At 62.8% G+C, this 21,115-nt stretch carries 22 protein-coding genes; 13 read left to right on the plus strand and 9 right to left on the minus strand.

Annotation, left to right across the window (positions count from 1 at the left end):
* Positions 1-108: 108 nt before the first annotated feature.
* Positions 109-1,077: a LysR family transcriptional regulator gene (locus FAZ69_RS16345; RefSeq protein WP_136896104.1), complete on the minus strand. Its 969-nt coding sequence runs from the start codon at positions 1,075-1,077 to the stop codon at positions 109-111.
* 520 nt (positions 1,078-1,597) lie between these two features.
* On the opposite strand from FAZ69_RS16345, the gene FAZ69_RS16350 reads away from it, so the two are divergent.
* The 5 genes from FAZ69_RS16350 to FAZ69_RS16370 are packed head-to-tail and all read left to right on the plus strand — an operon-like array spanning position 1,598 to position 6,225.
* Positions 1,598-2,449 (plus strand): amidohydrolase family protein, encoded by an 852-nt coding sequence (locus FAZ69_RS16350; protein ID WP_169708669.1) that lies wholly within the window; start codon positions 1,598-1,600, stop codon positions 2,447-2,449.
* 29 nt (positions 2,450-2,478) lie between these two features.
* Complete coding sequence (locus tag FAZ69_RS16355; protein WP_240702299.1) at positions 2,479-3,396, plus strand: dihydrodipicolinate synthase family protein; 918 nt, start codon at positions 2,479-2,481, stop codon at positions 3,394-3,396.
* Positions 3,386-3,799: a GlcG/HbpS family heme-binding protein gene (locus tag FAZ69_RS16360; protein ID WP_136896106.1), complete on the plus strand. Its 414-nt coding sequence runs from the start codon at positions 3,386-3,388 to the stop codon at positions 3,797-3,799. Before FAZ69_RS16355 ends, FAZ69_RS16360 begins: the two co-directional genes overlap by 11 nt.
* Positions 3,800-3,801: 2 nt before the next feature.
* Complete coding sequence (locus FAZ69_RS16365) at positions 3,802-4,650, plus strand: fumarylacetoacetate hydrolase family protein (RefSeq protein ID WP_136896107.1); 849 nt, start codon at positions 3,802-3,804, stop codon at positions 4,648-4,650.
* A 21-nt stretch (positions 4,651-4,671) separates the two neighbouring features.
* A complete protein-coding gene (locus tag FAZ69_RS16370) occupies positions 4,672-6,225 on the plus strand; it encodes a methyl-accepting chemotaxis protein (RefSeq protein WP_136896108.1) in 1,554 nt (517 codons plus the stop codon).
* Between the two features lie 57 nt (positions 6,226-6,282).
* On the opposite strand, the gene FAZ69_RS16375 is transcribed toward FAZ69_RS16370, so the two are convergent.
* Positions 6,283-6,594: a DUF4148 domain-containing protein gene (locus FAZ69_RS16375; RefSeq protein WP_136896109.1), complete on the minus strand. Its 312-nt coding sequence runs from the start codon at positions 6,592-6,594 to the stop codon at positions 6,283-6,285.
* Between the two features lie 355 nt (positions 6,595-6,949).
* Between FAZ69_RS16375 and cysS the strand changes: the two genes are divergently transcribed.
* Positions 6,950-8,338: a cysteine--tRNA ligase gene (gene cysS, locus FAZ69_RS16380; RefSeq protein WP_136896110.1), complete on the plus strand. Its 1,389-nt coding sequence runs from the start codon at positions 6,950-6,952 to the stop codon at positions 8,336-8,338.
* 38 nt (positions 8,339-8,376) lie between these two features.
* Here the strand turns inward: cysS and FAZ69_RS16385 are convergent, their stop codons facing one another.
* Complete coding sequence (locus FAZ69_RS16385) at positions 8,377-9,231, minus strand: mechanosensitive ion channel family protein (protein ID WP_136896111.1); 855 nt, start codon at positions 9,229-9,231, stop codon at positions 8,377-8,379.
* A gap of 378 nt (positions 9,232-9,609) precedes the next feature.
* Here FAZ69_RS16385 and FAZ69_RS16390 point away from each other — a divergent pair, with 378 nt between their 5' ends.
* On the plus strand, positions 9,610-10,197 hold the full coding sequence (locus tag FAZ69_RS16390) for a flavin reductase family protein (protein WP_136896112.1): 588 nt from the start codon (positions 9,610-9,612) through the stop codon (positions 10,195-10,197).
* 92 nt (positions 10,198-10,289) lie between these two features.
* Here FAZ69_RS16390 and FAZ69_RS34455 read toward each other — a convergent pair whose 3' ends face one another.
* On the minus strand, positions 10,290-10,406 hold the full coding sequence (locus FAZ69_RS34455) for a type IV toxin-antitoxin system AbiEi family antitoxin (RefSeq protein WP_369407752.1): 117 nt from the start codon (positions 10,404-10,406) through the stop codon (positions 10,290-10,292).
* Positions 10,382-10,759, minus strand: a complete 378-nt coding sequence (locus FAZ69_RS33935) for a hypothetical protein (protein ID WP_240702269.1) — start codon at positions 10,757-10,759, stop codon at positions 10,382-10,384. The genes FAZ69_RS34455 and FAZ69_RS33935 overlap by 25 nt, the downstream gene beginning before the upstream one ends.
* A 256-nt stretch (positions 10,760-11,015) precedes the next feature.
* Here FAZ69_RS33935 and FAZ69_RS16400 point away from each other — a divergent pair, with 256 nt between their 5' ends.
* From FAZ69_RS16400 to FAZ69_RS16420, 5 genes are all read left to right on the plus strand, one after another.
* Complete coding sequence (locus FAZ69_RS16400) at positions 11,016-11,312, plus strand: EF-hand domain-containing protein (RefSeq protein WP_136896339.1); 297 nt, start codon at positions 11,016-11,018, stop codon at positions 11,310-11,312.
* 288 nt (positions 11,313-11,600) lie between these two features.
* A complete protein-coding gene (locus tag FAZ69_RS16405; RefSeq protein WP_136896113.1) occupies positions 11,601-12,314 on the plus strand; it encodes a response regulator in 714 nt (237 codons plus the stop codon).
* On the plus strand, positions 12,311-13,642 hold the full coding sequence (locus FAZ69_RS16410) for an ATP-binding protein (protein WP_136896114.1): 1,332 nt from the start codon (positions 12,311-12,313) through the stop codon (positions 13,640-13,642). Before FAZ69_RS16405 ends, FAZ69_RS16410 begins: the two co-directional genes overlap by 4 nt.
* A gap of 180 nt (positions 13,643-13,822) precedes the next feature.
* Entirely contained in the window at positions 13,823-14,602 is a 780-nt protein-coding gene (locus tag FAZ69_RS16415; RefSeq protein ID WP_136896115.1) for a DUF4410 domain-containing protein, read from the plus strand.
* A gap of 251 nt (positions 14,603-14,853) precedes the next feature.
* Entirely contained in the window at positions 14,854-15,669 is an 816-nt protein-coding gene (locus FAZ69_RS16420; protein ID WP_136896116.1) for a hypothetical protein, read from the plus strand.
* 20 nt (positions 15,670-15,689) lie between these two features.
* Here FAZ69_RS16420 and FAZ69_RS16425 read toward each other — a convergent pair whose 3' ends face one another.
* Positions 15,690-15,989, minus strand: a complete 300-nt coding sequence (locus FAZ69_RS16425) for a hypothetical protein (protein WP_136896117.1) — start codon at positions 15,987-15,989, stop codon at positions 15,690-15,692.
* A gap of 1,129 nt (positions 15,990-17,118) precedes the next feature.
* Positions 17,119-17,907: an AraC family transcriptional regulator gene (locus tag FAZ69_RS16430; RefSeq protein ID WP_136896118.1), complete on the minus strand. Its 789-nt coding sequence runs from the start codon at positions 17,905-17,907 to the stop codon at positions 17,119-17,121.
* Positions 17,908-18,006: 99 nt separating this feature from the next.
* Between FAZ69_RS16430 and FAZ69_RS16435 the strand changes: the two genes are divergently transcribed.
* Positions 18,007-18,771, plus strand: a complete 765-nt coding sequence (locus FAZ69_RS16435; RefSeq protein ID WP_136896119.1) for an alpha/beta fold hydrolase — start codon at positions 18,007-18,009, stop codon at positions 18,769-18,771.
* A gap of 44 nt (positions 18,772-18,815) precedes the next feature.
* On the opposite strand, the gene FAZ69_RS16440 is transcribed toward FAZ69_RS16435, so the two are convergent.
* Together FAZ69_RS16440 and FAZ69_RS16445 are read right to left on the minus strand one after the other, a co-directional pair.
* A complete protein-coding gene (locus tag FAZ69_RS16440) occupies positions 18,816-19,142 on the minus strand; it encodes a chromate transporter (RefSeq protein ID WP_439654775.1) in 327 nt (108 codons plus the stop codon).
* 7 nt (positions 19,143-19,149) lie between these two features.
* The gene (locus FAZ69_RS16445) at positions 19,150-21,075 is read right to left on the minus strand and encodes a potassium transporter Kup (RefSeq protein WP_136896120.1); all 1,926 of its coding nucleotides are present in this window, start codon (positions 21,073-21,075) and stop codon (positions 19,150-19,152) included.
* Positions 21,076-21,115 lie beyond the last annotated feature (40 nt).

Here is a 21,115-nt window from a genome sequence, read left to right on the forward strand (position 1 = left end):
TAAGCGCGGACTCACGGCATTGGGCGGCTGTCCACGATCGATGGTCTTCTGAATGTACGGACGCCGCCCAATCGTGAGACGGGACAGGACACACGCCCCTGCGGGCGGTCACGGTTCGGAATCCGAGGGCGGAACCATCGATTTCGCAATCGTTCTCAGATGCTCGATGAAACGTTCGACGACGGGGCTTAGCGTCCGCCTCTTCAGCGTAACGAGCGAGATCGGCGGCGGCGTCAGATGAACGTCGTCGACCTCGAGTGCCTTGATCGACCACTGCTTGGCATTTCCCGACATCAACGAAAAGGGCATGACCGAGACGTAGCGCCCCGTCGCAAGCAATTGACTGCGAAGCAGAATCGAAGCTGCATTCACGGTCACATTCAGTCTGATGTCTCTCCGCTCGAACTCCACTCGAAGAAGTTTTTCGACGATGGAAGAAGGCGGAATGATCCAAGGTTCATCGGCGAGCTCCGCAAGAGCAATGTTCCGGCGACTCGCCCAAGTGCTGGTCGTGCCCGCAACGATGCAGTGCAGGTCTTCAAACAACACCTCGACATTCAAGTCGTCGTCTATGAAGTTCTTGGGAACGCGAGCGAGCACGAGGTCAACAACTCGATCCTGCAGTTCACGATTCTCCAATGTAGTCGTATCTTGCTGAACCACGCTGAAAATGACGTGGGGATATTGCTGCGAGAACTGACTGATAGCGCGCGGCAGCAAATCCGCGGCCAAGAATTCCGCGCAAGCAATGCGGACCTCTCCAACCTCCGGATTGGTGAGAAATTCGATGTCGTTGATGCCCTGCCTCAGCTCGTCAAAGACAACTTGACCTCGCTTGAGAAGAGCGTCTGCGTAGATCGTGGATTTGACGCCTTGCGCATAGCGGTCCAGAAGCCGCACGCCCAATGCCGCCTCCAGGCTCGCTATCGCTTCCGATACGGCAGGCTGCGACATTCCCAAATGGGACGCGGCCTTCGCCATGCTTCCCCAGCGAACAACGGCAGACAAGATGTAAAGGTCGCGCAGCTTAATCCGTCTGCCGATTCGATTCATCCAGTCTGAAGATGTGCGTTTCATCTGAATTGCCGGTGGGGTTAAAGGGAATGGTGGTTTTTTGTCGCCTTCAGCAGGTTATACCACTCTATCGACGATCGAGCTTGGCCTTGGATGGATCCGCTCGGCGGGGCGCGGATTCGTGCGGTTTGACGTTGGACTTGTCATCCACCGTCGACGCTGTGCGCTGCCGAGACCCATCTGACGAGCCATAAGAAAAACCGATAGGGTTAATGGAAATTCCAGCTTCTGGCAATTTTCAGGTACGCATACCATTTCATTACCGAAAAGCTGGTAAAGACATCAGTTCAAAAGTCTGAATAGCGCCGATGGCGGAATTCTGTGCGCCATTAACGTTTATTCCACCGTTTCTCAAAGCATGCTCGCGGCAATGGGATGTCGACTTTCCGCTGGCTATCTTTCTTTTTGCCGGAAGGCTGAACAAAAAAATCATCGCCTGCGCGAGAGAATCACCATGTCACTTGTCCCTGAATCGCGTCATACGGATTCAATCGCCGAGGGTGCGCCTCGATGTGCTGGACCCTTGTCCAACCTGGTTGCGCCGCGCGTCACGCTGCCGTTCAACGCGTGCGATAGCCACTTTCATATCTTTGGTCCCGCAACCCATTATCCCTATAGCGCCGGGCGGATCTATACACCGCCGGATTGCCTGCTGGCGGATTACCTGGATCTGCAAAAGAGTCTGGGGTTGACCCGTTGCGTGCTTGTCCAGCCAAGCGTCTATGGCTCCGACAACACCGCGCTGTTGGAAGCCCTCAAAAGCCTCGGCAACGCCGGTCGTGGAGTTGTCGGTCTGAGCGGCAAGGAGTCGGCTGGCGAGCTGCGAGATATGGACGCGGTTGGGGTCAAGGGAATTCGAGTGAACCTCGTAGACGTGAAGTCCGCCAGTGCCAATCTGCCGATCGACGCGTTGCTTCGCATGCAAGAGCGCATCTCGCACTTGGGATGGCACCTGGAGCTGCTTGTCCACGTGGACAAATATCCAAACCTCGATGAGGCGCTAAGTTTGCTTGAGGTTCCCATTGTCTTTGGCCACATGGGCTACCTCTCGAGAGGCGTGAATCCCGATCATCCAGGAATGAAAGCCATGTTGGCCCTCATGCAGTCGGGCCGTGCCTGGGCCAAGGTGACAGGCCCCTATCGCATCGGTCTCGATGGGCCGCCCTATGAAACGGCCGCGCAAATTGCGCGCTGGCTGGCGAAGCATTGCATGGAGCGGCTGGTCTGGGGAAGCGACTGGCCTCATGTCATGGTCAAAGGACCGATGCCCCATGACACCGACCTGTTGAATGCCGTGACCGATTGGGTGCCTGGAAAGGATCAACAGCAAGCCCTTTTCTCAAACAATCCCGCCAAGCTCTATCAATGGGACTGACGCAATTTATTGGAGGCCAGATTATGAGTATGCCGTGCGCAGGGGTATGGGTACCCGTTGCCACCCCATTCAAAGCCGATGGACAAGTCGACCGTTCGTTGTTCTTGGAGCATTGTCAGCACTTGATCGACGAAGGGGCCGACGGCCTGGCAATTCTAGGCACTACCAGCGAAGCCAATTCGTTGAGCGTTGCTGAGCGTCTCGATCTGCTGAATCTTCTGATCGAAAACGGCGCTAGTCCAGAGCAACTGATGCCCGGCACCGGCTCGTGTTCCATTGCCGACGCCGTTCAATTGACGAAGGCGGCGGTATCGGCCGGGTGCGTGGGAACGTTGGTGCTTCCTCCCTTTTACTATAAGGCTGTCGATGACGAGTCCCTGTTCGCATACTTCAGCGAACTGATCGAGCGCGTCGGCGATGATGGTTTGCGGGTATTTCTCTACCATATCCCGCCCATTGCACAGGTCGGGTTCAGCCTGAACTTGATCGAGCGTTTGCTGAAGCGGTACGGCTCCATCATCGCGGGCCTCAAGGATAGTTCCGGAGACTTCAAAAATACACTGGCCGTTATCGAAGCGTTCCCTTCCTTGGGTGTCTTTCCGGGCTCCGAGTCCTTCCTGCTGGATGGCTTGAGAGCAGGTGCTGTCGGCTGCATCACGGCGACCGGAAACATCAATGCGCGCGCCATCAAACAGGCTTACCTGGGCGCGAAGACGGGATCAGCCGATTCTCTGCAGGCTGCCATTACCCGCCGGCGAAAGATCGTCGAGTCCTTTCCGCTCATTCCCGCTATCAAGGCCGTGCTGGCACGCCGCTATGGCGAACCCACATGGCGGCTCACACGGGTGCCGCTGATGCCGCTCGATCAACAACGCGAGAGCAACCTCATTCAGGCGTTGCGCGAAAACGGCTACGCGATTTCAGGAGAGAACGTCCATGAACACTAAACCGGTACTCGGGATCGACGAGGTCGAAGCCATGCTCATCGGCGCTCGCCGCGAAGCCGAGGAGCACGGCTGGAAGGTATCCGTCGCGATCGTCGACGATGGCGGCCACCCGCTTGCCCTTTTGCGTCTCGACGGTGCGCCTCCGGGCAGCGCTTATATGTCGACCGAGAAAGCACGCACGGCAGCGCTGGGCCGCCGCGAGTCGAAAGTGTACGAGGACATGATCAATGGGGGGCGCTATGCCTTCCTGAGCGCACCGCTTACCGCCACGCTCGAAGGCGCCGTGCCCGTTATCGTGAACGATGAGTGTGTAGGCGCTGTCGGCGTATCGGGAGTGAAGTCGGATCAGGACGCACAGATCGCCAAAGCGGGGATTGCCCGCCTTGGCAAGACGCCGAGGTGAGCATGAAACTTGTGAGCTTCCGTCATGCGGGCAAGGATTCCTTCGGCATCGCGGTCAGCGAGGGCGTCGTCGATCTGGCGCCGTACGCGTCGGCAGTCGGCTCAACGCTGAGACAGGCGCTTGTGCGCGGCAGCCTGTCCACCATTGAGGCCATTGCCCGAGATGCGAAGTCTACCGTCGTGTGGGCTGACCTCGAGTTCCTTCCGGTTGTGCCTGATGCGCAGAAAATCCTGTGTGTCGGGATCAACTACCTTGAACACGTCGAGGAGACGGGCCGCGACGTTCCGACGCAGCCGACGATCTTTACCCGCTTCGCCGACTCGCAGACGGCGCATGACGCAGCCATCGTGCGACCGTCCGTGTCGGTGAAGCTGGATTTTGAAGGCGAGCTCGCCGTCGTGATCGGCCGCACTGCGCGCCATGTGAACGCCGTGGATGCGTTCGACTACGTGGCAGGCTATTCCTGCTACAACGACGGCAGCGTGCGCGACTGGCAAAGGCACGCGAGCCAGTTCACACCGGGCAAGAACTTTCCGCGCACAGGCGGCTTCGGACCCTGGCTCGTCACCGCGGACGAGTTGGGCGACCCGTCCAAGCTGACCCTGACGACACGATTGAACGGCGAGGTTGTGCAGCACGCAACCACGGACGATCTCATTTTCGATATTCCTGCATTGATCGAGTACAGCAGCACCTTCACCGAACTGAGGCCTGGCGACGTGATCATCACGGGTACGACAGGCGGCGTAGGCGCTTTCCGTGAACCGCCGCTCTGGATGAAACCGGGCGATGTCGTAGAAGTGGAAATTTCGAAGATCGGCGTGCTGAAAAATACGATCGTCGACGAGTGATCGCGCCTCTATTCCAAGCGAATGAATCCTGCAAACCTGAAAATCGGTGTACGTCTGGGCGCCGGCTACGGAGTCGTCATGCTCCTATTGGCGATATTGGTCGCCGTCGGTCTGAACCGGCTGGCCAGCATCGGCGGGCTCAACGAGCAGATCGTCCAGAAGGAGTGGGTGAAGGCCGATACCGCTCAGGTCATTAACGCGAGAATGAGTGCCAGGGCGCAGGCGACCATGCAGTTGCTGATCACGAACGACCCGGGCAAAGTCGCCGTCATCCATCACGAGATCGAGGACAACAAGGCGGTCATGGATCGGGCGCTCGGCACACTCGACACCCTGGTGGACGAGCCCGAAGGGAAAGCACTGCTGGCAAGGATCAAGGAGCAGCGCGCCGCGTACGTGGTGTCGTTCCGAAAGGTAGCCCAGTTGCTTGCTCAAGGGAGTCGCGATCAGGCGACGGCGCTGATGAACACGGAGACCGTGCCGATGCTCGAGCGTCTCCAGCAAAACACAACGGACCTGGTGCAAATGCAGCGGCGTCTCGTCAACGAGCGTGGCGCGCTCGTCAAGCAGGTCATCGAATCCGCGCGTGAACTGATGCTCGGGCTCGGGCTGGCCGCCTTGGTGATCGGCATCGCGAGCGCCTATGTCATCACCCGCTCGATCACGCGGCCATTGCAAGAAGCGTTGCAGGTCGCGCAGACGGTGGCCTCAGGCGATCTGACGAGCCACATCCGCACACGGACCAGCGACGAGACCGGCCAACTGCTGCAAGCACTGGAACGCATGAACCACGGCCTGAAGCAGATCGTCAGCGAAGTACGCACGGGCACCGATACGATCGCGACTGCGTCGAGCCAGATCTCGCATGGGAATCAGGATCTCTCGTCGCGCACCGAAGAACAGGCGAGCTCGCTCGAGGAGACCGTCGCTGCGATGCAGGAACTCACCAGCACGGTCAAGCACAACGCGGACAACGCGTTGCAAGCGAACCAGCTCGCGCAGTCGGCCTCCGAGATCGCGAAACAGGGAAGTGCCGTCATCTCGGGGGTGGTTCACACCATGGAGGCGATCAGCGATTCGTCGGCCAAGGTCGTCGAGGTCATCGGCGTCATCGAAGGCATTGCATTCCAGACCAATATCCTGGCGCTCAACGCTGCAGTTGAAGCCGCGCGCGCCGGAGAGCATGGCCGAGGCTTCGCGGTCGTGGCGGGCGAGGTCAGAGGTCTCGCGCAGCGCTGCGCGACCTCGGCCAAGGAAATCAAGATCATGATCGGCAATTCCGTCAAGCAGGTGCATGCCGGCGGCGAGCTGGTTGCGCAAGCCGGCTCGACGATGGACGAAATCGTTGCAAGTGTGAGGCGGGTGACAAGCATCATGGCCGAGATCACAGCCGCAAACCAGGCACAGAGTGCCGGGATCGAGCAGATCAACCAGGCGATGAGCCAGATGGATCAGGTCACCCAGCAGAATGCGGCGCTTGTCGAAGAAACCGCGGCGGCCGCCACATCGCTGCATGATCGGGCGAGCAAGCTCACGCAACTGGTTGGCGTATTCAAGATCGATGACGTGCGGTGATGCGGCCGGGCCGCGAACGCCGCCTTGAGCGGCGAATGACATTGCGGAAAGAAGTCGTCATTGCATTTGCGATGGCGTTTGCACAGCCGCATGAGCCGCCTGGCAGTCGGCTCGGTATTTCGCGTACAGCCGCTTTTCCGCGCTCTTGATGTCCTTCGGATAAAACGCGTCGTCCCTCGAGACAGGCGAATAGCCAACCGATTCGAGCAGGGCGAGCTCATTCATCAGATCTTCGCGGGTTGCTTGCCCGTTCGTCCGGACAAACGGGTAAGAGTTGCATTGCTGCGGCGTGAGCGGGCCCGAGGCCGGCGCCGACGTGCTGACGGCAAGCAATGTGCCCGATAGCAGGCACATCAGTCGAAGTTTCATGGCAGCCTCCTATAAAAAACGAGGTAGCGGCGAGGCTTGGCGGGCGCCGCGAATCTCCTCGTCCGCGCTGTTTATAGTAGTGGGCCGCAGCTATCCGTTCGGTGGCGCGGACATGACAATTGCGTCATGCAACGGCGCTTTTGATAAGTTGACCAACCCCCGCTGCAGCCATTAGCATCGCCTTCATGAACTCCCGTCTCGACTTCTTCGCTTTCTCCGCACGCGCATGCTGTCGCATGCCTGCCATGGAGCGCGCGCGCGTAGCGTAATCGTCCGCCGTCCCGCTTTCCCATGGCCGCCCGTTGCAAAACCGGCGGCCATTTTGTTTTCCGTGTTCACAACCGCAGGTGCCCCGATGACCCTCGCCCTGTACGACACCTGGACGCGCTCCCTGCGCCCGTTCGATCCCATCCGGCCGGGCCAGGCGGGCCTCTATTGCTGCGGCCCGACCGTGTACGACTATGCGCACATCGGCAACCTGCGCACCTACGTCTTCGAAGACGTGCTGCGGCGCGTGCTGGCGCTCAACGGCTACGACGTGCGTCACGTGGTCAACATCACCGACGTTGGCCATCTCGTCTCCGATGCCGACGATGGCGAAGACAAGATGGAAAAGGGCAGCCGCCGCACGGGCGAATCGGCATGGGCGATTGCCGAGCGCTATACGGCCGCGTTCATGGACGACTGGCGCGCGCTGAACCTGCTCGAACCGTCGATCTGGTGCCGGGCAACCGATCATCTTGCCGAGCAGATCGACTTCATCGCCACGCTGGAGCGCAACGGCTACACCTATCGCACTGCGGACGGCATCTACTTCGACACGAGCAAGCAGGACGACTACGGCTATCTCGCGCGGCTGGACCATGCCGGTTTGCAACGCGGCAAACGCGTGGCGATGGGCGAGAAGCGGCACGCGACCGATTTCGCGCTATGGAAATTCAGCCCGTCCGATGCGAAGCGCCAGATGGAATGGGAGAGCCCCTGGGGGCGCGGTTTTCCGGGCTGGCACATCGAGTGCTCGGCGATGTCGGCGAAGTACCTGAGCCCGTGGTTCGACATCCATTGCGGCGGCGAGGATCACGTCGCCGTGCACCACAGCAACGAGATCGCGCAGACGCAGGCCTGCCACGGCACGCGTCTCGCGAACTTCTGGATGCACGGCCGGTTCCTGACGACCGCCGACGACGCGAAGATGTCCAAATCGGCGGGCGATTTTCTGCGCATGCAGACGCTGATCGAGCGCGGCTTCGATCCGCTGGCCTATCGCTATCTGTGCCTGACGGCGCACTATCGAAGCGAGCTGCGTTTCAGCTTCGACGCGCTCGACGCCGCGCAGGCAGCGCTCGCGCGCCTGCGCAAAGCCTATTCGAGCTGGCCCGAAGGCGGCGCGGCCGACGAGGATTTCGTCGCGCGTTTTCGTGTGGAAGTCGACCAGGACCTGAACCTGCCGCGCGCGCTAGCCGTGCTCTGGGAACTGGTGCGCAGCGATCTGCCGCCGGCGGTGCGGCGCCCGACGGTGGACCGCCTGGACGCCGTGCTCGGCTTGCGGCTTGCCGCATGGCGGGCGCAGGACGAGGCGATTCCTGCGGAGATCGGCGAGTTGCTGTTCCAGCGTGAAGCGGCGCGCGCCGCGAAGAACTGGGCGCTTGCCGATCGATTGCGCGAGACGCTGAGGCGCTTGGGCTGGCGAGTCGACGACAGCGCGAGCGGGCAGCGCTCGACGCGGTGCGGCGACGGCGCTTAGCGCGCTCTGGAAAGCGCGCCAGGCGGCCTCTCGCAGCACTACCGCGATTCCCCCGTGCTCTGCACGATATGCAGCTCGCGCGTGCGGATCGGCAATGCGCATTGCGCATCGGCGAGCGCCTTGCGCACCTTGCTGGAGAGATTCCAGCGCATGTCCCAGAACGTGTCGGTGCTCGACCAGACGCGAATGTTCAGCACGGCCGTGCTGTCGTCGAAGCGCATCACCATCACTTGCGGCGCGGGGTCCTTCAACGCGGCCGGCTCGTTCTCGGTGAGCGTGCGCAAGACGTCGATCGCGTGATTGACGTCGTCGCGCACCGAAATCTCCACTTCGAGATCGAGCCGGCGCGTGGCGTTGCGCGTGTAGTTGCGGATCGAATTGCTCCATAGCGCGCTGTTCGGCACGTATTCGCAGATGCCGTCGGGCTTCGTGAGGCGTGTGGTGAACAGGCTGATCTCCTCGACGGTGCCCGCGACGGTCCCGCCGCCGCCGTCGATGTAATCGCCGACCTTGAACGGACGCAACAGCAGCAGCATGATGCCGGCCGCGATGTTCTGCATCGTGCCTTGCAGCGCGAGACCGATCGCGAGGCCAGCCGCGCCGAGCACGGCGACGATGCTCGCGGTCTGGATGCCCAGCTGCGAGAGCGCGCCGATGATCGCGATGATGCGGATGCTCCAGACGCTGATGTCGATGACGATGGGGCGCAGCGTCGTATCCATGCGCGCCTGGTTGGCGAGCATGCGGGCCAGCCAGCGGCGGACGCGCTTCGAGATCCACCATCCGGCGATGAGCACCAGGATCGCCGTGCAGACGTTGATGGAGAAGGTCGTGAGCGCGTCCCACAGAATGGTCCAGCGGTCCGGGTGGACGTGAGCGAGGAGGTCTTGCATCAAAAGCGGCTCCTGATGAGGTTTGCGGCGCGAGGCGCCGCGCAGTTCGATAAGGTAAGGATGTCGGATCAATGCCGGCGGCGGGCGTGATTCTACGACGATCTCGTGTGCGCACGGATCTTCGCACGCATGACGTGCATGATGTCGCGAATCAGGCCGCCGGCGGCAGGTTTTCCTGCAGATCGGCAAGATGCGCCGGAACTCGCGCGTGCTGCTGCTTGGCTATCTCGCCGTGTTCGCCTGCGCGTTGGCTCGCGCTGCACATCCGGCAGACGAAATAGAATGAAGGCCTGGGCGAGCTTCTGAGCGCAATCGCGCCAGCAAGCCGATCGCATCCGCGCAGCGCGGATCGGCGGCCTCTTTCTTTGCGGAGCCTGAATGGACAGCTATATCGCCCCGGTCGAATTGAATAAGGCTCACCGGCTCATCAACCACGGGCCGACGGTGCTCGTGTCGGCCCGCCACGACGGCGTGGACAACGTCATGGCCGCAGCGTGGGCGTGCGCGCTCGATTTCATGCCGCCCAAGCTGACGGTGGTGCTCGACAAAAGCGCGAAGACGCGCGAGTTCGTCGAGAAAAGCGGCCTCTTCGCGATTCAGGTGCCGACCGCCGCGCAGTTGCAGCTTACGCACAAGGTCGGCAACCAGAGTCTCGTCGATCATCCGGACAAGCTGCTGACGTCCGGTGTGGAATTGTTCCACGTCGATGGCCACGATCTGCCGTTCGTCGCGGGATGCTCGGCGTGGCTCGCCTGCAAGCTCATCCCCGAGCCGCACAACCAGCAGGCCTATGACTTGTTCATCGGCGAAGTCGTCGGCGCATGGTCCGATACGCGCGTTTTCAAGGATGGGCATTGGCGCTATGAGAGCGCCGATCCGGCGTGGCGCAGTCTTCACTATGTCGCGGGCGGGCATTTTTATGCCATCGGGGATCCGTTGTCGGCGGTGGATGGCGTGCAGGAGTAGACGCCGTTCTCTTCAACGCGGCGCGCCGGACTGCGCGTCGCTTTCTCCATTGTCATCTGGTGACGGGGTGGACCGGGTGATCCTTGCTGACTTCAAGGCTGGAGCGGGGCGAGATGCTTGTCATAGATCTGTTCTGCGGCGGCGACATTGCGACTGTCGCCCGAGGCGAGCAGATCGGCGTATATCAGGAGCGGGTGAACCAGAGGCAGATCACGATTCTCCGAACATTGCGCCTGGCCGCTACGAGCCCTCTCGCCATCAGGTCGTCGATGACTTGATTGACGGTATTCAATGCCACGCCGGAAGCGTCGGCGATGGTGCGATACGGCTCTGCCACCTGCGCCGGCCGGGTCGCGAGCGCGAATGTTACCTGCATGCCCTTGCGGGTCGTGGCGCGCGCGCTGGGCGTGACCGGTGCGGCCGATGGCTTTGGGCGGCCGGTGATCATGACCATGAACTCGAGCTCGTTGATGAAGATGTTGCCGGCTGCATCGAGGAACGGCGCGTTCTGTTCGATGAGCTGTTCGGCGAGGTCCGGCCCGATGTGAGGAGCGACGAGCATGAGCGGCCGGATGCGTTCATCGCCTTTAGTGCCGCCGTGGCGAAGTCGCTCATGGAGTGAGGCGGAAGCAGACTCGATCCTCGCGCGAAGCAAGGAAGAGACAGTGACATGTGGCGACATAATTTGTAGCCTCCCTGAAATTGCCTTCCCGGTCCCCGTGCCCAAGAATTCGCCCTGCCATCGAACGCATCGCAGCACAACGCAAGCGACGAACGATGAATCGACGAACCCCTTCACGGAGAACCTCATGAACGCAATCACCAAAATGCTGGCCATTCAAGCCCTGTGCCTCGCCTCGACCTGCGCCTTCGCGCAAAGCACTCCGCAAACGGGCGGCATGAATCCGCAGCGCATGGAACGCATGGCCCAGCAGCTTCAGAGCCGCTTCGCCAACGCCAACACCACACACGACGGCAAGCTCACGCGCGAGCAGGCCGCCGCCGGCATGCCGATGGTTGCCAAGCACTTCGACGAGATCGACTCACAGAAGCTCGGCTACGTGACCTTGCCGGAGATCGCGGCATTCATGCAGCAACGCGCGGTAGCGAACTGAACGGCGCAAACATCGGAGGGATCGTAGGCTTCGTGCACGCCGCAACTTGCAATGTGCGGGAGGACACATATCTCGCCGGATGCCTTGATCCTTGCCCCGAACCGGCCTCGATGAATCGATCGAACTCAACGAAACGTTGCGATGAAACCTGTCACGTCATGTCGGCTGTGGGCGGCTGGTGCGCTGTGCATGGCGCTCGCCGAACGTTGGGACGCGCGTCACCCAGCGTAGAAGTGAGCGATGATGGAGGCGCATGACGCATTGGCAGCGCGCTCTACGGAGGCATCCATGGACCGTCCCGCGAAAATCATCGTGCTCGACGACGAAGCCGAGCTGCGCAACATGCTGCAACGCTTTCTGACTCAGCATGGTTTCGAAGTGCGCGTCGTCGAAGACAGCCGCCGGCTAGACCGCTACTTGCAGCGCGAGCCGTACGATCTGCTGGTCCTCGACTTGATGATCGGCGAGGAGAACGGCCTCGAGATCTGCGCTCGGCTGCGCGCCGAAGGGCAGACGCTGCCGATCCTGATGCTGACGGCCAAGGGCGATCCGCTCGACAAGGTGGTGGGCCTCGAAACAGGCGCCGACGACTACCTCGCGAAACCCTTCCTGCCGCGCGAGCTCGTGGCGCGGATTCGCGCGCTGCTGCGTCGCCAGACGATCGCCTCGGGCGCGCCGACCGTGACGACGCAAACCGTGCGCTTCGGCGATTTCAGTCTCGACATCGCCAAGCAGCAGTTGACGCGCGCGGGCGAGCCGGTCGAGACCCACTCCGCGCAGATGCTGCTGCTCGTGGCGCTGGCGTCATCGCCGAACCGTCCCGTGAGCCGCGACAACCTGATCGCTCGCGCCCGCGGGCGCGAGCACGGCGCGCTCGACCGCAGCATCGACGTACAGGTGCTGCGCCTGCGGCAGATCGTCGAGGACGATCCTTCGAAACCGCGCTTCATCAAGACCGTGTGGGGCGTGGGCTACATGCTGATCGGCGACGTCGAATCATGAGCCGGATCGCGCCGCCGAAATCGCTGCTCGCGCGCAATATCGCGCTCCTGATCGTGCTCGTCATGCTGAGCCAGGTGTGCTCGCTCACCGTCCTGCTGCATTACGTGCAGAGGCCGCGCGTCGAACGGGCGGCAGCGGTGTTCGCGAACTATGTCGCGATCCTTGATTCGCTGCTCGAGGCCGTTCCCGACGACGCGCGCGCGGCGCTGATGGTGCGCCTGGACGACCGCGCGAGCGCGCCGAAGGAAGCGGCCTCCGCGCCGTTGCCGAACCTCCTGAGGCTCTATCGCACGTATCAGCGCGATGTGTTCCTCGACAGCTTGCGCAAGCAGCTGCCGGGCGACATGCCCGTGCGCTGGCAGAGCGAGGGCGGCGAGCGTCTGTGGATACGCATGCACGCGAAGAGCGGGCCTTACTGGGTCGCATTGCCGATTCCCGGCGATGCGCAAGGCGTGGGCATCGACGCGGCGATCATTCTCTCGCTTGGCTTGGCGGCGCTCGCGGCGTTCACGGGTTATCTGATCCAGCGCCGCTTGAACCGTCCGCTGCAGGATCTCGCGCGCGCGGCGCGCCGCGTGAGCGCAGGCGAAACACCCCCGCCGCTGCCAACCGATGGTCCGACGGAAATCGCCGCAGTCAGCACCGCGTTCAACCAGATGACGGAGGCGCTGCAGCAAGCGGAGAAGACGCGCGCCGTGATGCTCGCCGGCATCTCGCACGACATCCGCACGCCGCTCACCAAGCTGCGGCTCGCGATGGCCATGGCGCCGCTCGATCAAGGCGACGAGAGCTTCACCGCGGCGGCCGAATCGTATCTCGACCAGATCGATACGATCGTCCAGCAATTCATGGATTTCGCGGGCAGCAGCGAGCGCGAAGCCGCCGAGCCGGGCGACCTGAATGCGCTGGTGAGCCGCCTTGCCGGCGATTTCGCTGGCTTGGGGCACGAGTTCGAGCTGACGCTGGGCGACGTGCCGTCGTTCCCGTTTCGTCCGATCGGCATGATGCGCTTGCTGATGAACCTGATGCAGAACGCGGTGGTGTATGGGCGCGTCGGGCTGTCGGTGCGCACATGGTCCGAGGCGGGGATGGCCTGCGTGGCCGTCGGCGATCGCGGCGGCGGGCTGACGGCGCAGGAACTCGAAGCGCTGAAGGCGCCGTTTCAGCGCGGCCGCAATGCGCGCACGCACAGCGGCGGGACAGGCCTCGGGCTCGCGATCGTCGAGCGCATTGCCAAGCTGCACGGCGGCACGCTGCAGTTTCATGCGCGCGACGGCGGAGGGCTCGAAGTCTGGGCCGTGATGCCGGTGGCCGCGTCGCGCGTATGACATCGCGCGACATAGTTCTCGAATAGTTTTGCGCGGGTCGTTCGACCATACTTCGTTCCGCGTGCAGGGCCTTGTTAGAACCACATCAGATCAGGCGTATCACGCATCGGTGAGATCCGCGATGACTGGGAACAGTCATCGGCTGATACGTCTTGAGCTAACGGCGGCACGGCAGTGCCGATGACAAGGTTGAACATCGTGTTTAATTCATTCGGTTTCGCAGGATTCGTAGGAAAAAAAGCCGCGCGCTTCGCAACGGTTGCATTGACGTTCGGCGGCTTGCTGCTGGGCGGCTGCGCGAGCGGCATCACCAACCAGGCGCAGTTCAGCGCCGCGCCGCAGGTGCATCCCGACAACATCTACGTCTATGCCTTCGGGCTCGATCCCGCGCAGGTGAAGCTCGATAGCGGCGGCGTCGTGAAGAAGCTGATGTCGCAACCCGGCGATGCGGAGCAGATCGAGGCGGCCACCGGAGTTCGCGAGTCGGCGGCCAACGCGATCGTGCAAAAGCTGCAGTCGATGGGGCTGCGCGCGATCCGCTCCGACGTGCCGCCGCCCGCCGATCAGAACGTCCTGATCGTGCAGGGCAGTTTCGCGAAGGTGGACGAGGGCAATCGCCGCCGCCGCGTCGTGATAGGGCTTGGCGCCGGCAAGAGCGAAATCGGTGCGACGGTGCAGGTGCTGTACAAGCCAGCCGGCGGCGCGCCGTTGGTGGTGCAGGGCTTCGATGCATCGGCGGACAGCGGCAAGATGCCGGGGATCGCGGAGACCGCCGGCGTGGGCGCCGCAGCCGGACACGTCGCGACGTCGGCCGCGGTAGGCACGAGCCTGAAGGGATACTCCGAAGTCAAGCACGCGACGCTCGCGGCGGTCGCCAAGAAGCTCGGGGATTCGGTTGCCAAGCAGGTGGCGCAAGTGGGCGTGACGCAGGGCTGGATGGCGGCCGATCGCATCAAGTGATGGGAGAGAAGCGTGGCCGGTTGCAATGACGCACCCAGTCGCATTCCGGTTGCAGCCGCCACGCTTTGCTCAGTCTGTGCAGGACTTCGGTCCTTTCGTATGTCGTGTGCCGCCTGAGGACTGTCGTTTCGATACTGGCGCATGTTCGCTCCTTTCAACGCGATTCGTTGAAAGCATCGTATTCGTCGAGTATTGGCTTGAAATGAGGTCTAGGATCTAAGGACGGCGAGTGCGCTCGCGGAGGATGCGAGATGTCTCATGAACTCTATGTCCAGGTGTTGAGCGCGATGTTCCTGTTCTGGAACGGCGCGCGCGTGCTGACTTACCTGCCCACCATCGGCAAGCTGCTTGCCAGGGATGCCGATGTCCGCAGCTACAGCTTGCTGAGCTGGGGCAGTTGGGTGCTCGGCAACGGCACGTTTGCACTCATGCTCCTCGAAATGAGCCGAGGCGTGCCGAACCAGATGTTCTGGATGAACGTGGCGAACACGCTCATGTGCCTCGTGGTGACGTTCATCATTGTCCACAGGCGTTTTCGCTGGCTGCAGGCGTGCGTGATGGGGGCGTCCACGTCGAAAGCGCGGATCGGGCGCGTGGTGCTGTGGGGGACGCCGGCGAGCCTGCTGGTCGCGGGGCTTGCCGTCGCGGTCGCGCAAGGTCTCGGGCTGGGTCATGAGCCGCGCGAGACGGCCAAAACGATGGCGAGCACGCAGCCGGGCGCTCCGGCGCAATCGACGGCTTCCCTCGAACATGCCGCTTATGCACCGGCGCCCGATGCCCATGCGGCAGCAGCGTTGGGCGCGAGTTTGGTTGTGCCTGCACCGTTTCCTTTGTCTGGTCCCTCCACTTCGTCAATCACACAGTCGACGGCGTCAAAGCCAGTCGAACTCAAGCCTGTTCGTACGAGCAAGGCGCTCGAGCAGAATCAGAATCGCCGCCGTTTCGCAGTTCGCCCCGTCGTGCGAAGGGACGACAGCCTGCTGACGCGCGTGAGCTGGTTTTTCCGGCATCTAGGCGAGCCGCGGCGCAGCGCGAGAGATCACCCCGGCGATCATCTGCATCCTTGAGAGCGCATCGCGAGTGCGCATTACGGTCCGTCGGGCATGTCTGGGCCGGGACCCGGCGGCAGGTTGATCGCGCCCGAATCGACGATCGAGCGCCGGACCATCGCGTGTGCCTCGCTGCTGCTGCTGTCGATCGAGAGCGCTTTGCCCGCGTTGTGCCACGCGCAGTTCCACATGTGCTGCGCGGCGCAGTTGCGCGCCGCGCTTAGCGCGGCATCGCGCGCGCCTTCGCGCGATGTCAGGTCCTGCCGGAGCATGAAGGCTTCGCTGTTGCTGGGGTCTTTGGCGAGCGCGCTCGCCAGTTCGATGTGCGCGGTTCGCAAATCGTTTTTCTGCAGGCTAGCCCATGCTGCGGCGAGTTCATGCGGGATCTGATCCCTTTGTTGCCATGTGCGGGCGGTTGGCGTCGGCACGGACGGCGTTCGCGTCCGCGCATTCGCATATTGACGCGGTTGCGAAGGGGAGGGCACAGGCGCCACGGTCGATCGAGTTGTTGGCGCAGGAGTCCGCGCGGGCGGTTGCGGCACCGGTTGCGGCGCCGGAGCGGTCACGGCTGGCGCGGGCGCCGGCATTGGGGTTGCCATCGCCATGGTCGACTCTGCTGGCTTCTTCGCGGGTGCTGCGGATGGCGTGGGCGCCGGCGGAGCGGGCTGCTGCGAGGCCGGTGCAGGCGTGGGTATTGCCGCTTGTTGCACAGGCGGTGCAGGTTCGGGTGTGGGCATGGCCGATTGCAGCGCGGGCGCGGGGGCCGTCATCGCCAGCGCTTGCTGCGCCGGCTTGCGATGCGCCGGGACGGATGGCGTTGCCGGCGCTTTGTCTCCAAGGCCCGGCGTCACGGAGCCGACAGCCGTATGCATCAAGACATCGCGCGAGTGCTGCTCGGATTGGTCGCCTTGCTGGCTCAGGAGTATGGCGCCGCCGAACAAGACGGCGAACGCAAGCAGAATGAGGCTCGTGCCGCTTTTCAGTCCCCATTGACGCGCCGCGCCGTATGCCGGAGAAGGGGTGCCGCCATGCGCACCAGTACTCGCTCCGGCCGGCACGAAGAGCGGAACCGGCCGTGGCGGCCGAATCGCGTCGCCGAGCGGCGCATTGCTGTTCGTTCCCTTAACCGGCGATTTCGCATTTGCAAACGAGAATGCGATCTGCGCGTTGGCGCCGCAATGCGGGCAGAACGAGACAGGCCGCGAGACGCGACCGCCGCAATAGCGGCAGGTTGCAGAAAAAGTCGAAGTCGTGGCGGTTGGGCTGCTCATCGCTGATCCTGTGGGCGTTCATGCGGCTCAGTCAACAAACGTAGCACCTTCGCGCCAGGAAAATCCGCCACAAATGTAAGATTTCGTTATTTGATTCGGAATCCGGATCAACGAAACTTGAGAAGCGGCTTTTTCTTTCGGCGCGAAGTGTTTGATGTACTGCTGTTTTTTTGAGTGGCAGGAGAGGCAGGTACGATCAATGCTCGCCGGGCCACTTCTTGAAGTAGCGGCTCGGCGGCATGCCCAACATGCGCTGGAACGATGCCGTGAACGCACTCGGGCTGCCGTAGCCGAGATCCAGCGCGACGCGGGTCACATTCTCACCGCCCCCAAGGCGTGCGACGGCGGACAAGAGGCAGGCTTGCTGCCGCCATTGCGCGAAGCCGACGCCGGTTTGCGCCCTGAAAAAGCGCGTAAACGAACGCCGGCTCATGTTGAGCGAGTTGGCCATCTCGTCGATGCCGACTTGCAGCGATGGTTTGTCCAATAGCGCGCGGCACAGCCGCGCGAGCCGCGCATCGGCCGGCAGAGGCGCGTTGAGCGACAGCTTCGGCATGACGGCGATCTCCTCGACGAGCAGCCCCATGATCTTTCCTTGGCGTCCGTCGAGATCGTAGTGCGAGGGGAGGTCGATCGCTTCCGTGATGAGGTTGTGCAAGAGGGGCGATACACCCATCACGCAGCAGTCGTCAGGAAGACTTTTCTCCTTGGCTGTCTCCGTGGAGACGAACGTATTCAACATCGTCACGGGTCCGCGGAGGCGCATTTCGTGCACCACGCCTGCCGGTATCCAGCAAGCGCGCGCGGGAGGCACGACCCAATTGCCGCGCGACGTATACATGCTGATCGTTCCCGATGCCGCATAGGCAAATTGTGCTCGACGGTGCGTGTGCGCGGTAAAAACGGACGACGCGGGGTAGTCGTTGGCCGTGACGACGACGGAGCGGGGGATGTCTTCGTAGGGACCGAGCAGGGTATCGCGCATGGCCCGAAGTCTACAGAAATTGACCCGATGCCGAAAGCGAGCCAGGGTCCGCCTCTTTAGCATGGGCAGGACCCATTCTCTTTTGACTACGGAGGCTGAATGATCAATACATTTCATCGCGTGGGCACGGGCCCCCATCCGGTCATCGTCCTGCACGGCTGGTTTGGCGGCGCACGCTCGTTCGCACCCATCGAACCGGCGCTCGACGGCAATCGGTTCACGTATGTATTCATGGACTATCGCGGCTACGGCGATATGCAGGCGGCCGGCGGCGACTACACGTTCGATGAAATCGCGAACGATACCCTGGCGCTCGCCGATGCACTCGGATTCGATACGTTCAGCCTGATCGGCCATTCGATGGGCGGCGCGGCGAGCGAGCGCGTCGCGATGCTGGCGCCGGAGCGCGTGCGCATGCTTATTCCCGTTGCGCCAGTGCCGTCGTGCGGCGTTGTCCTCGACGACAGCCGGCGCGCTCTGTTCGAGTCGGCGGCGAAGAGGGTCGAGATCCGGCAGGCAATCATCGATCGAAGCACGGGGAACCGTTTGCCGGCAATCTGGACGAGATCCAAAGCGGCGTACTCGTGGGCGCATTCCTCACCGCATGCTTTCGGCGCCTACATGAAGGCGTGGAGCCGCGGCGGGTTCAGCGAATCGGTCAAGGGTGCGGCTTATCCGGTGCGCGTGCTGATCGGCGAGCACGACCCGGTCTACGACGCCGCGCTGATGAACGCGACCTACCTGGCCTGGTATCCGGATTCGACGCTGGAAGTCCTGCCGAATGCCGGGCACTACCCGATGGACGAGGTGCCGCTTGCGCTCGTTGCAAGCGTCGAGCGCTATTTGCGTGAACGACCGCAATGACGTTCTGCGGCTCAACACGAGCACCCGGTGCGCGATGAACGGCTTTAGCCGGATAGTCCGAGCATCGGCTCGAGCAAGGCCGCCGCCACGCGAAAGATAGCGGCGACAAGCGGCGGCGCCTTCCAGCGCACGAGCAAAGAGAACCCGATCTGCGAACTCGCGGGACCGGGGAGAAGCTGGCACAGCGCAACCAGATCCGTGTAGGTGTCGTCGTCGAGCCAGCGCAGCCGTTCCACGAATTGCCGCCGGAAATACCCGAGGTGCGCGATCGGGCCGCCGAAGCTCGTGAGCCCGAGCTTTAGAAAGACCCACAGGACTTCGAGCGCGGGGTCTTGCCGGTCTTGCGGCGTGGGTATCAGCCTGGTTCCCATCAGGACATCAAATCTCCACTCGAGCCCCGAGCTCGATGACGCGGTTGGCCGGCAGCTTCAAAAAAGCCGCGACGTTGCCCACGTTGTGCAGCATGACCGCGAACAGCTTCTCGCGCCACAGCGCCATCCCTTTGCCGGACACCGGCACCACGTTGGCGCGGCTCAGGAAGTACGACGTCTGAGTCGGCTCGAACACGAGGCCGAACGGCTTGCAGGCATCGAGGGCGTCGGGCACGTTGACTTCGTCCTTGAAGCCGTAGTGGATCGTCACCTGGTAGCAGTTGCCGTCGAGCCGCTGCACCGTTGCGCGTTCGCTCGGCGGCACCCATGGGATCTCCTTCGTGCTCACGGTCAGGAACACCACGCGCTCGTGAAAGACGCGATTGTGGATCAGGTTGTTCAGGAGCGCATGCGGCACGCTGTTCGGATCGGGCGACAGGAAGATCGCCGTGCCGCCCACGCGCGTCGGCGAGTGCGCGAGCAACGATTGCAGATACGTCTTCAGCGGTGTGCTCCCGGCGCGCACGCGCGCTTCGGCGAGCATCATTTCCCAGCCGCGTCCCCAGGTGGCCATCACCGTGAACATGACGAGGCCGATCGCGAGCGGGAACCAGCCGCCCTGCACGATCTTCAGCAAGTTGGCGGAGAAGAACGTGGCGTCGATGATGAAGAAGAACACCGTGGCGAACATGCACAGGAACCAGTTGTAATGCCACGCGTAGCGGATGACGAAGAACGTCAGGCAGGTCGTGATGAGCATCGTGCCGGTCACGGCGATCCCGTAGGCGGAACCGAGCGCCGTCGACGAGCCGAAGCCGATTACCGCCGCCACGACCGCGCACAGCAGCGACCAGTTGATGCCGGGCACATAGATCTGGCCGATCTCCTTGGCCGACGTGTAGACGACCGTCATGCGCGGCAGGAAGCCGAGCTGCATCGCCTGCTTGGCCATCGAGTAGGTGCCGGAGATGACGGCTTGCGACGCGATGATGGTGGCGACAGTCGAGAGCACGATCATCGGGAACAGCGCCCATTGCGGGAACAGCCGGTAGAACGGGTTTTGCATCGCGGACGGGTCGGCGAGCAGCAACGCGCCTTGTCCGAGGTAATTCAGCGCGAGCGCAGGGAACACGAGCCCGAACCATGTGAGGCGGATCGGGCTTGCGCCGAAGTGGCCCATGTCGGCATAGAGCGCTTCGGCGCCCGTCAGCGAGAGCACCACCGCGCCGAGCGCGACGAACGCGAGCCAGCGGTGATGCAGGCAGAACGCGAGGCCCGCGAAAGGATTGAGCGCGGTGAGGATGGCGGGGGCGTCCATGATGTTGACGAGCCCGACGATCGCGATCACGGCGAACCAGAGCACCATCACGGGCCCGAACACCGCACCGATGCCGGCCGTGCCGTGCTTCTGCACCACGAACAGCGTGATCAGCGCGGCGAGCGTGACGGGGATCACGTAGGTCTTCAAAACCGGCGCGGCGACTTCGAGCCCTTCGACCGCGCTCAGCACCGAGATCGCCGGCGTGATGACGCTGTCGCCGAAGAAGAGCGCCGCGCCCATGATGCCGACGATGAGCAGCGTGTTGCGCAGGCGCTTTCTGCTCGCCACCGACGAGGCCGCGAGCGAGAGCAGCGCCATGATGCCGCCTTCGCCGTGGTTGTTCGCGCGCAGGATCAGCGCGACGTACTTGAGCGAGACGACCACCATCAGCGACCAGAAGATCAGCGACACGATGCCGATCAGGTTGAAACGGTTCAGCGCGAGGCCGTTGGCGGGATCGAAGACGGTCTGGATCGTGTATAGGGGGCTCGTGCCGATGTCGCCATAGACGACGCCGAGAGCGGCCAGCGCCAGCGCGGGCATGGCCGGCTTGTGCGGATGCGGCTCGCCGACGTGCCCGGCGCCCGAGGATTCGCTTGCAGGCAGGCTCATGTCTCCCTCCAGATCGACGCTTGCGGCGCGAGGGGGGCGG

Origin of the sequence: Trinickia terrae, from assembly GCF_005144415.1 — a bacterium.
Taxonomy (GTDB): Bacteria; Pseudomonadota; Gammaproteobacteria; order Burkholderiales; family Burkholderiaceae; genus Trinickia_A; species Trinickia_A terrae.

Coding starts and splice junctions, on each gene's coding strand:
- FAZ69_RS16345 (WP_136896104.1), bottom strand. CDS start 1,077: ATGAAACGCACATCTTCAGACTGGATGAATCGAATCGGCAGACGGATT.
- FAZ69_RS16355 (WP_240702299.1), top strand. CDS start 2,479: ATGCCGTGCGCAGGGGTATGGGTACCCGTTGCCACCCCATTCAAAGCC.
- FAZ69_RS16360 (WP_136896106.1), top strand. CDS start 3,386: ATGAACACTAAACCGGTACTCGGGATCGACGAGGTCGAAGCCATGCTC.
- FAZ69_RS16365 (WP_136896107.1), top strand. CDS start 3,802: ATGAAACTTGTGAGCTTCCGTCATGCGGGCAAGGATTCCTTCGGCATC.
- FAZ69_RS16370 (WP_136896108.1), top strand. CDS start 4,672: ATGAATCCTGCAAACCTGAAAATCGGTGTACGTCTGGGCGCCGGCTAC.
- FAZ69_RS16375 (WP_136896109.1), bottom strand. CDS start 6,594: ATGAAACTTCGACTGATGTGCCTGCTATCGGGCACATTGCTTGCCGTC.
- cysS (WP_136896110.1), top strand. CDS start 6,950: ATGACCCTCGCCCTGTACGACACCTGGACGCGCTCCCTGCGCCCGTTC.
- FAZ69_RS16385 (WP_136896111.1), bottom strand. CDS start 9,231: ATGCAAGACCTCCTCGCTCACGTCCACCCGGACCGCTGGACCATTCTG.
- FAZ69_RS16390 (WP_136896112.1), top strand. CDS start 9,610: ATGGACAGCTATATCGCCCCGGTCGAATTGAATAAGGCTCACCGGCTC.
- FAZ69_RS33935 (WP_240702269.1), bottom strand. CDS start 10,759: ATGCTCGTCGCTCCTCACATCGGGCCGGACCTCGCCGAACAGCTCATC.
- FAZ69_RS16405 (WP_136896113.1), top strand. CDS start 11,601: ATGGACCGTCCCGCGAAAATCATCGTGCTCGACGACGAAGCCGAGCTG.
- FAZ69_RS16410 (WP_136896114.1), top strand. CDS start 12,311: ATGAGCCGGATCGCGCCGCCGAAATCGCTGCTCGCGCGCAATATCGCG.
- FAZ69_RS16415 (WP_136896115.1), top strand. CDS start 13,823: ATGACAAGGTTGAACATCGTGTTTAATTCATTCGGTTTCGCAGGATTC.
- FAZ69_RS16420 (WP_136896116.1), top strand. CDS start 14,854: ATGTCTCATGAACTCTATGTCCAGGTGTTGAGCGCGATGTTCCTGTTC.
- FAZ69_RS16430 (WP_136896118.1), bottom strand. CDS start 17,907: ATGCGCGATACCCTGCTCGGTCCCTACGAAGACATCCCCCGCTCCGTC.
- FAZ69_RS16435 (WP_136896119.1), top strand. CDS start 18,007: ATGATCAATACATTTCATCGCGTGGGCACGGGCCCCCATCCGGTCATC.
- FAZ69_RS16440 (WP_439654775.1), bottom strand. CDS start 19,142: ATGGGAACCAGGCTGATACCCACGCCGCAAGACCGGCAAGACCCCGCG.
- FAZ69_RS16445 (WP_136896120.1), bottom strand. CDS start 21,075: ATGAGCCTGCCTGCAAGCGAATCCTCGGGCGCCGGGCACGTCGGCGAG.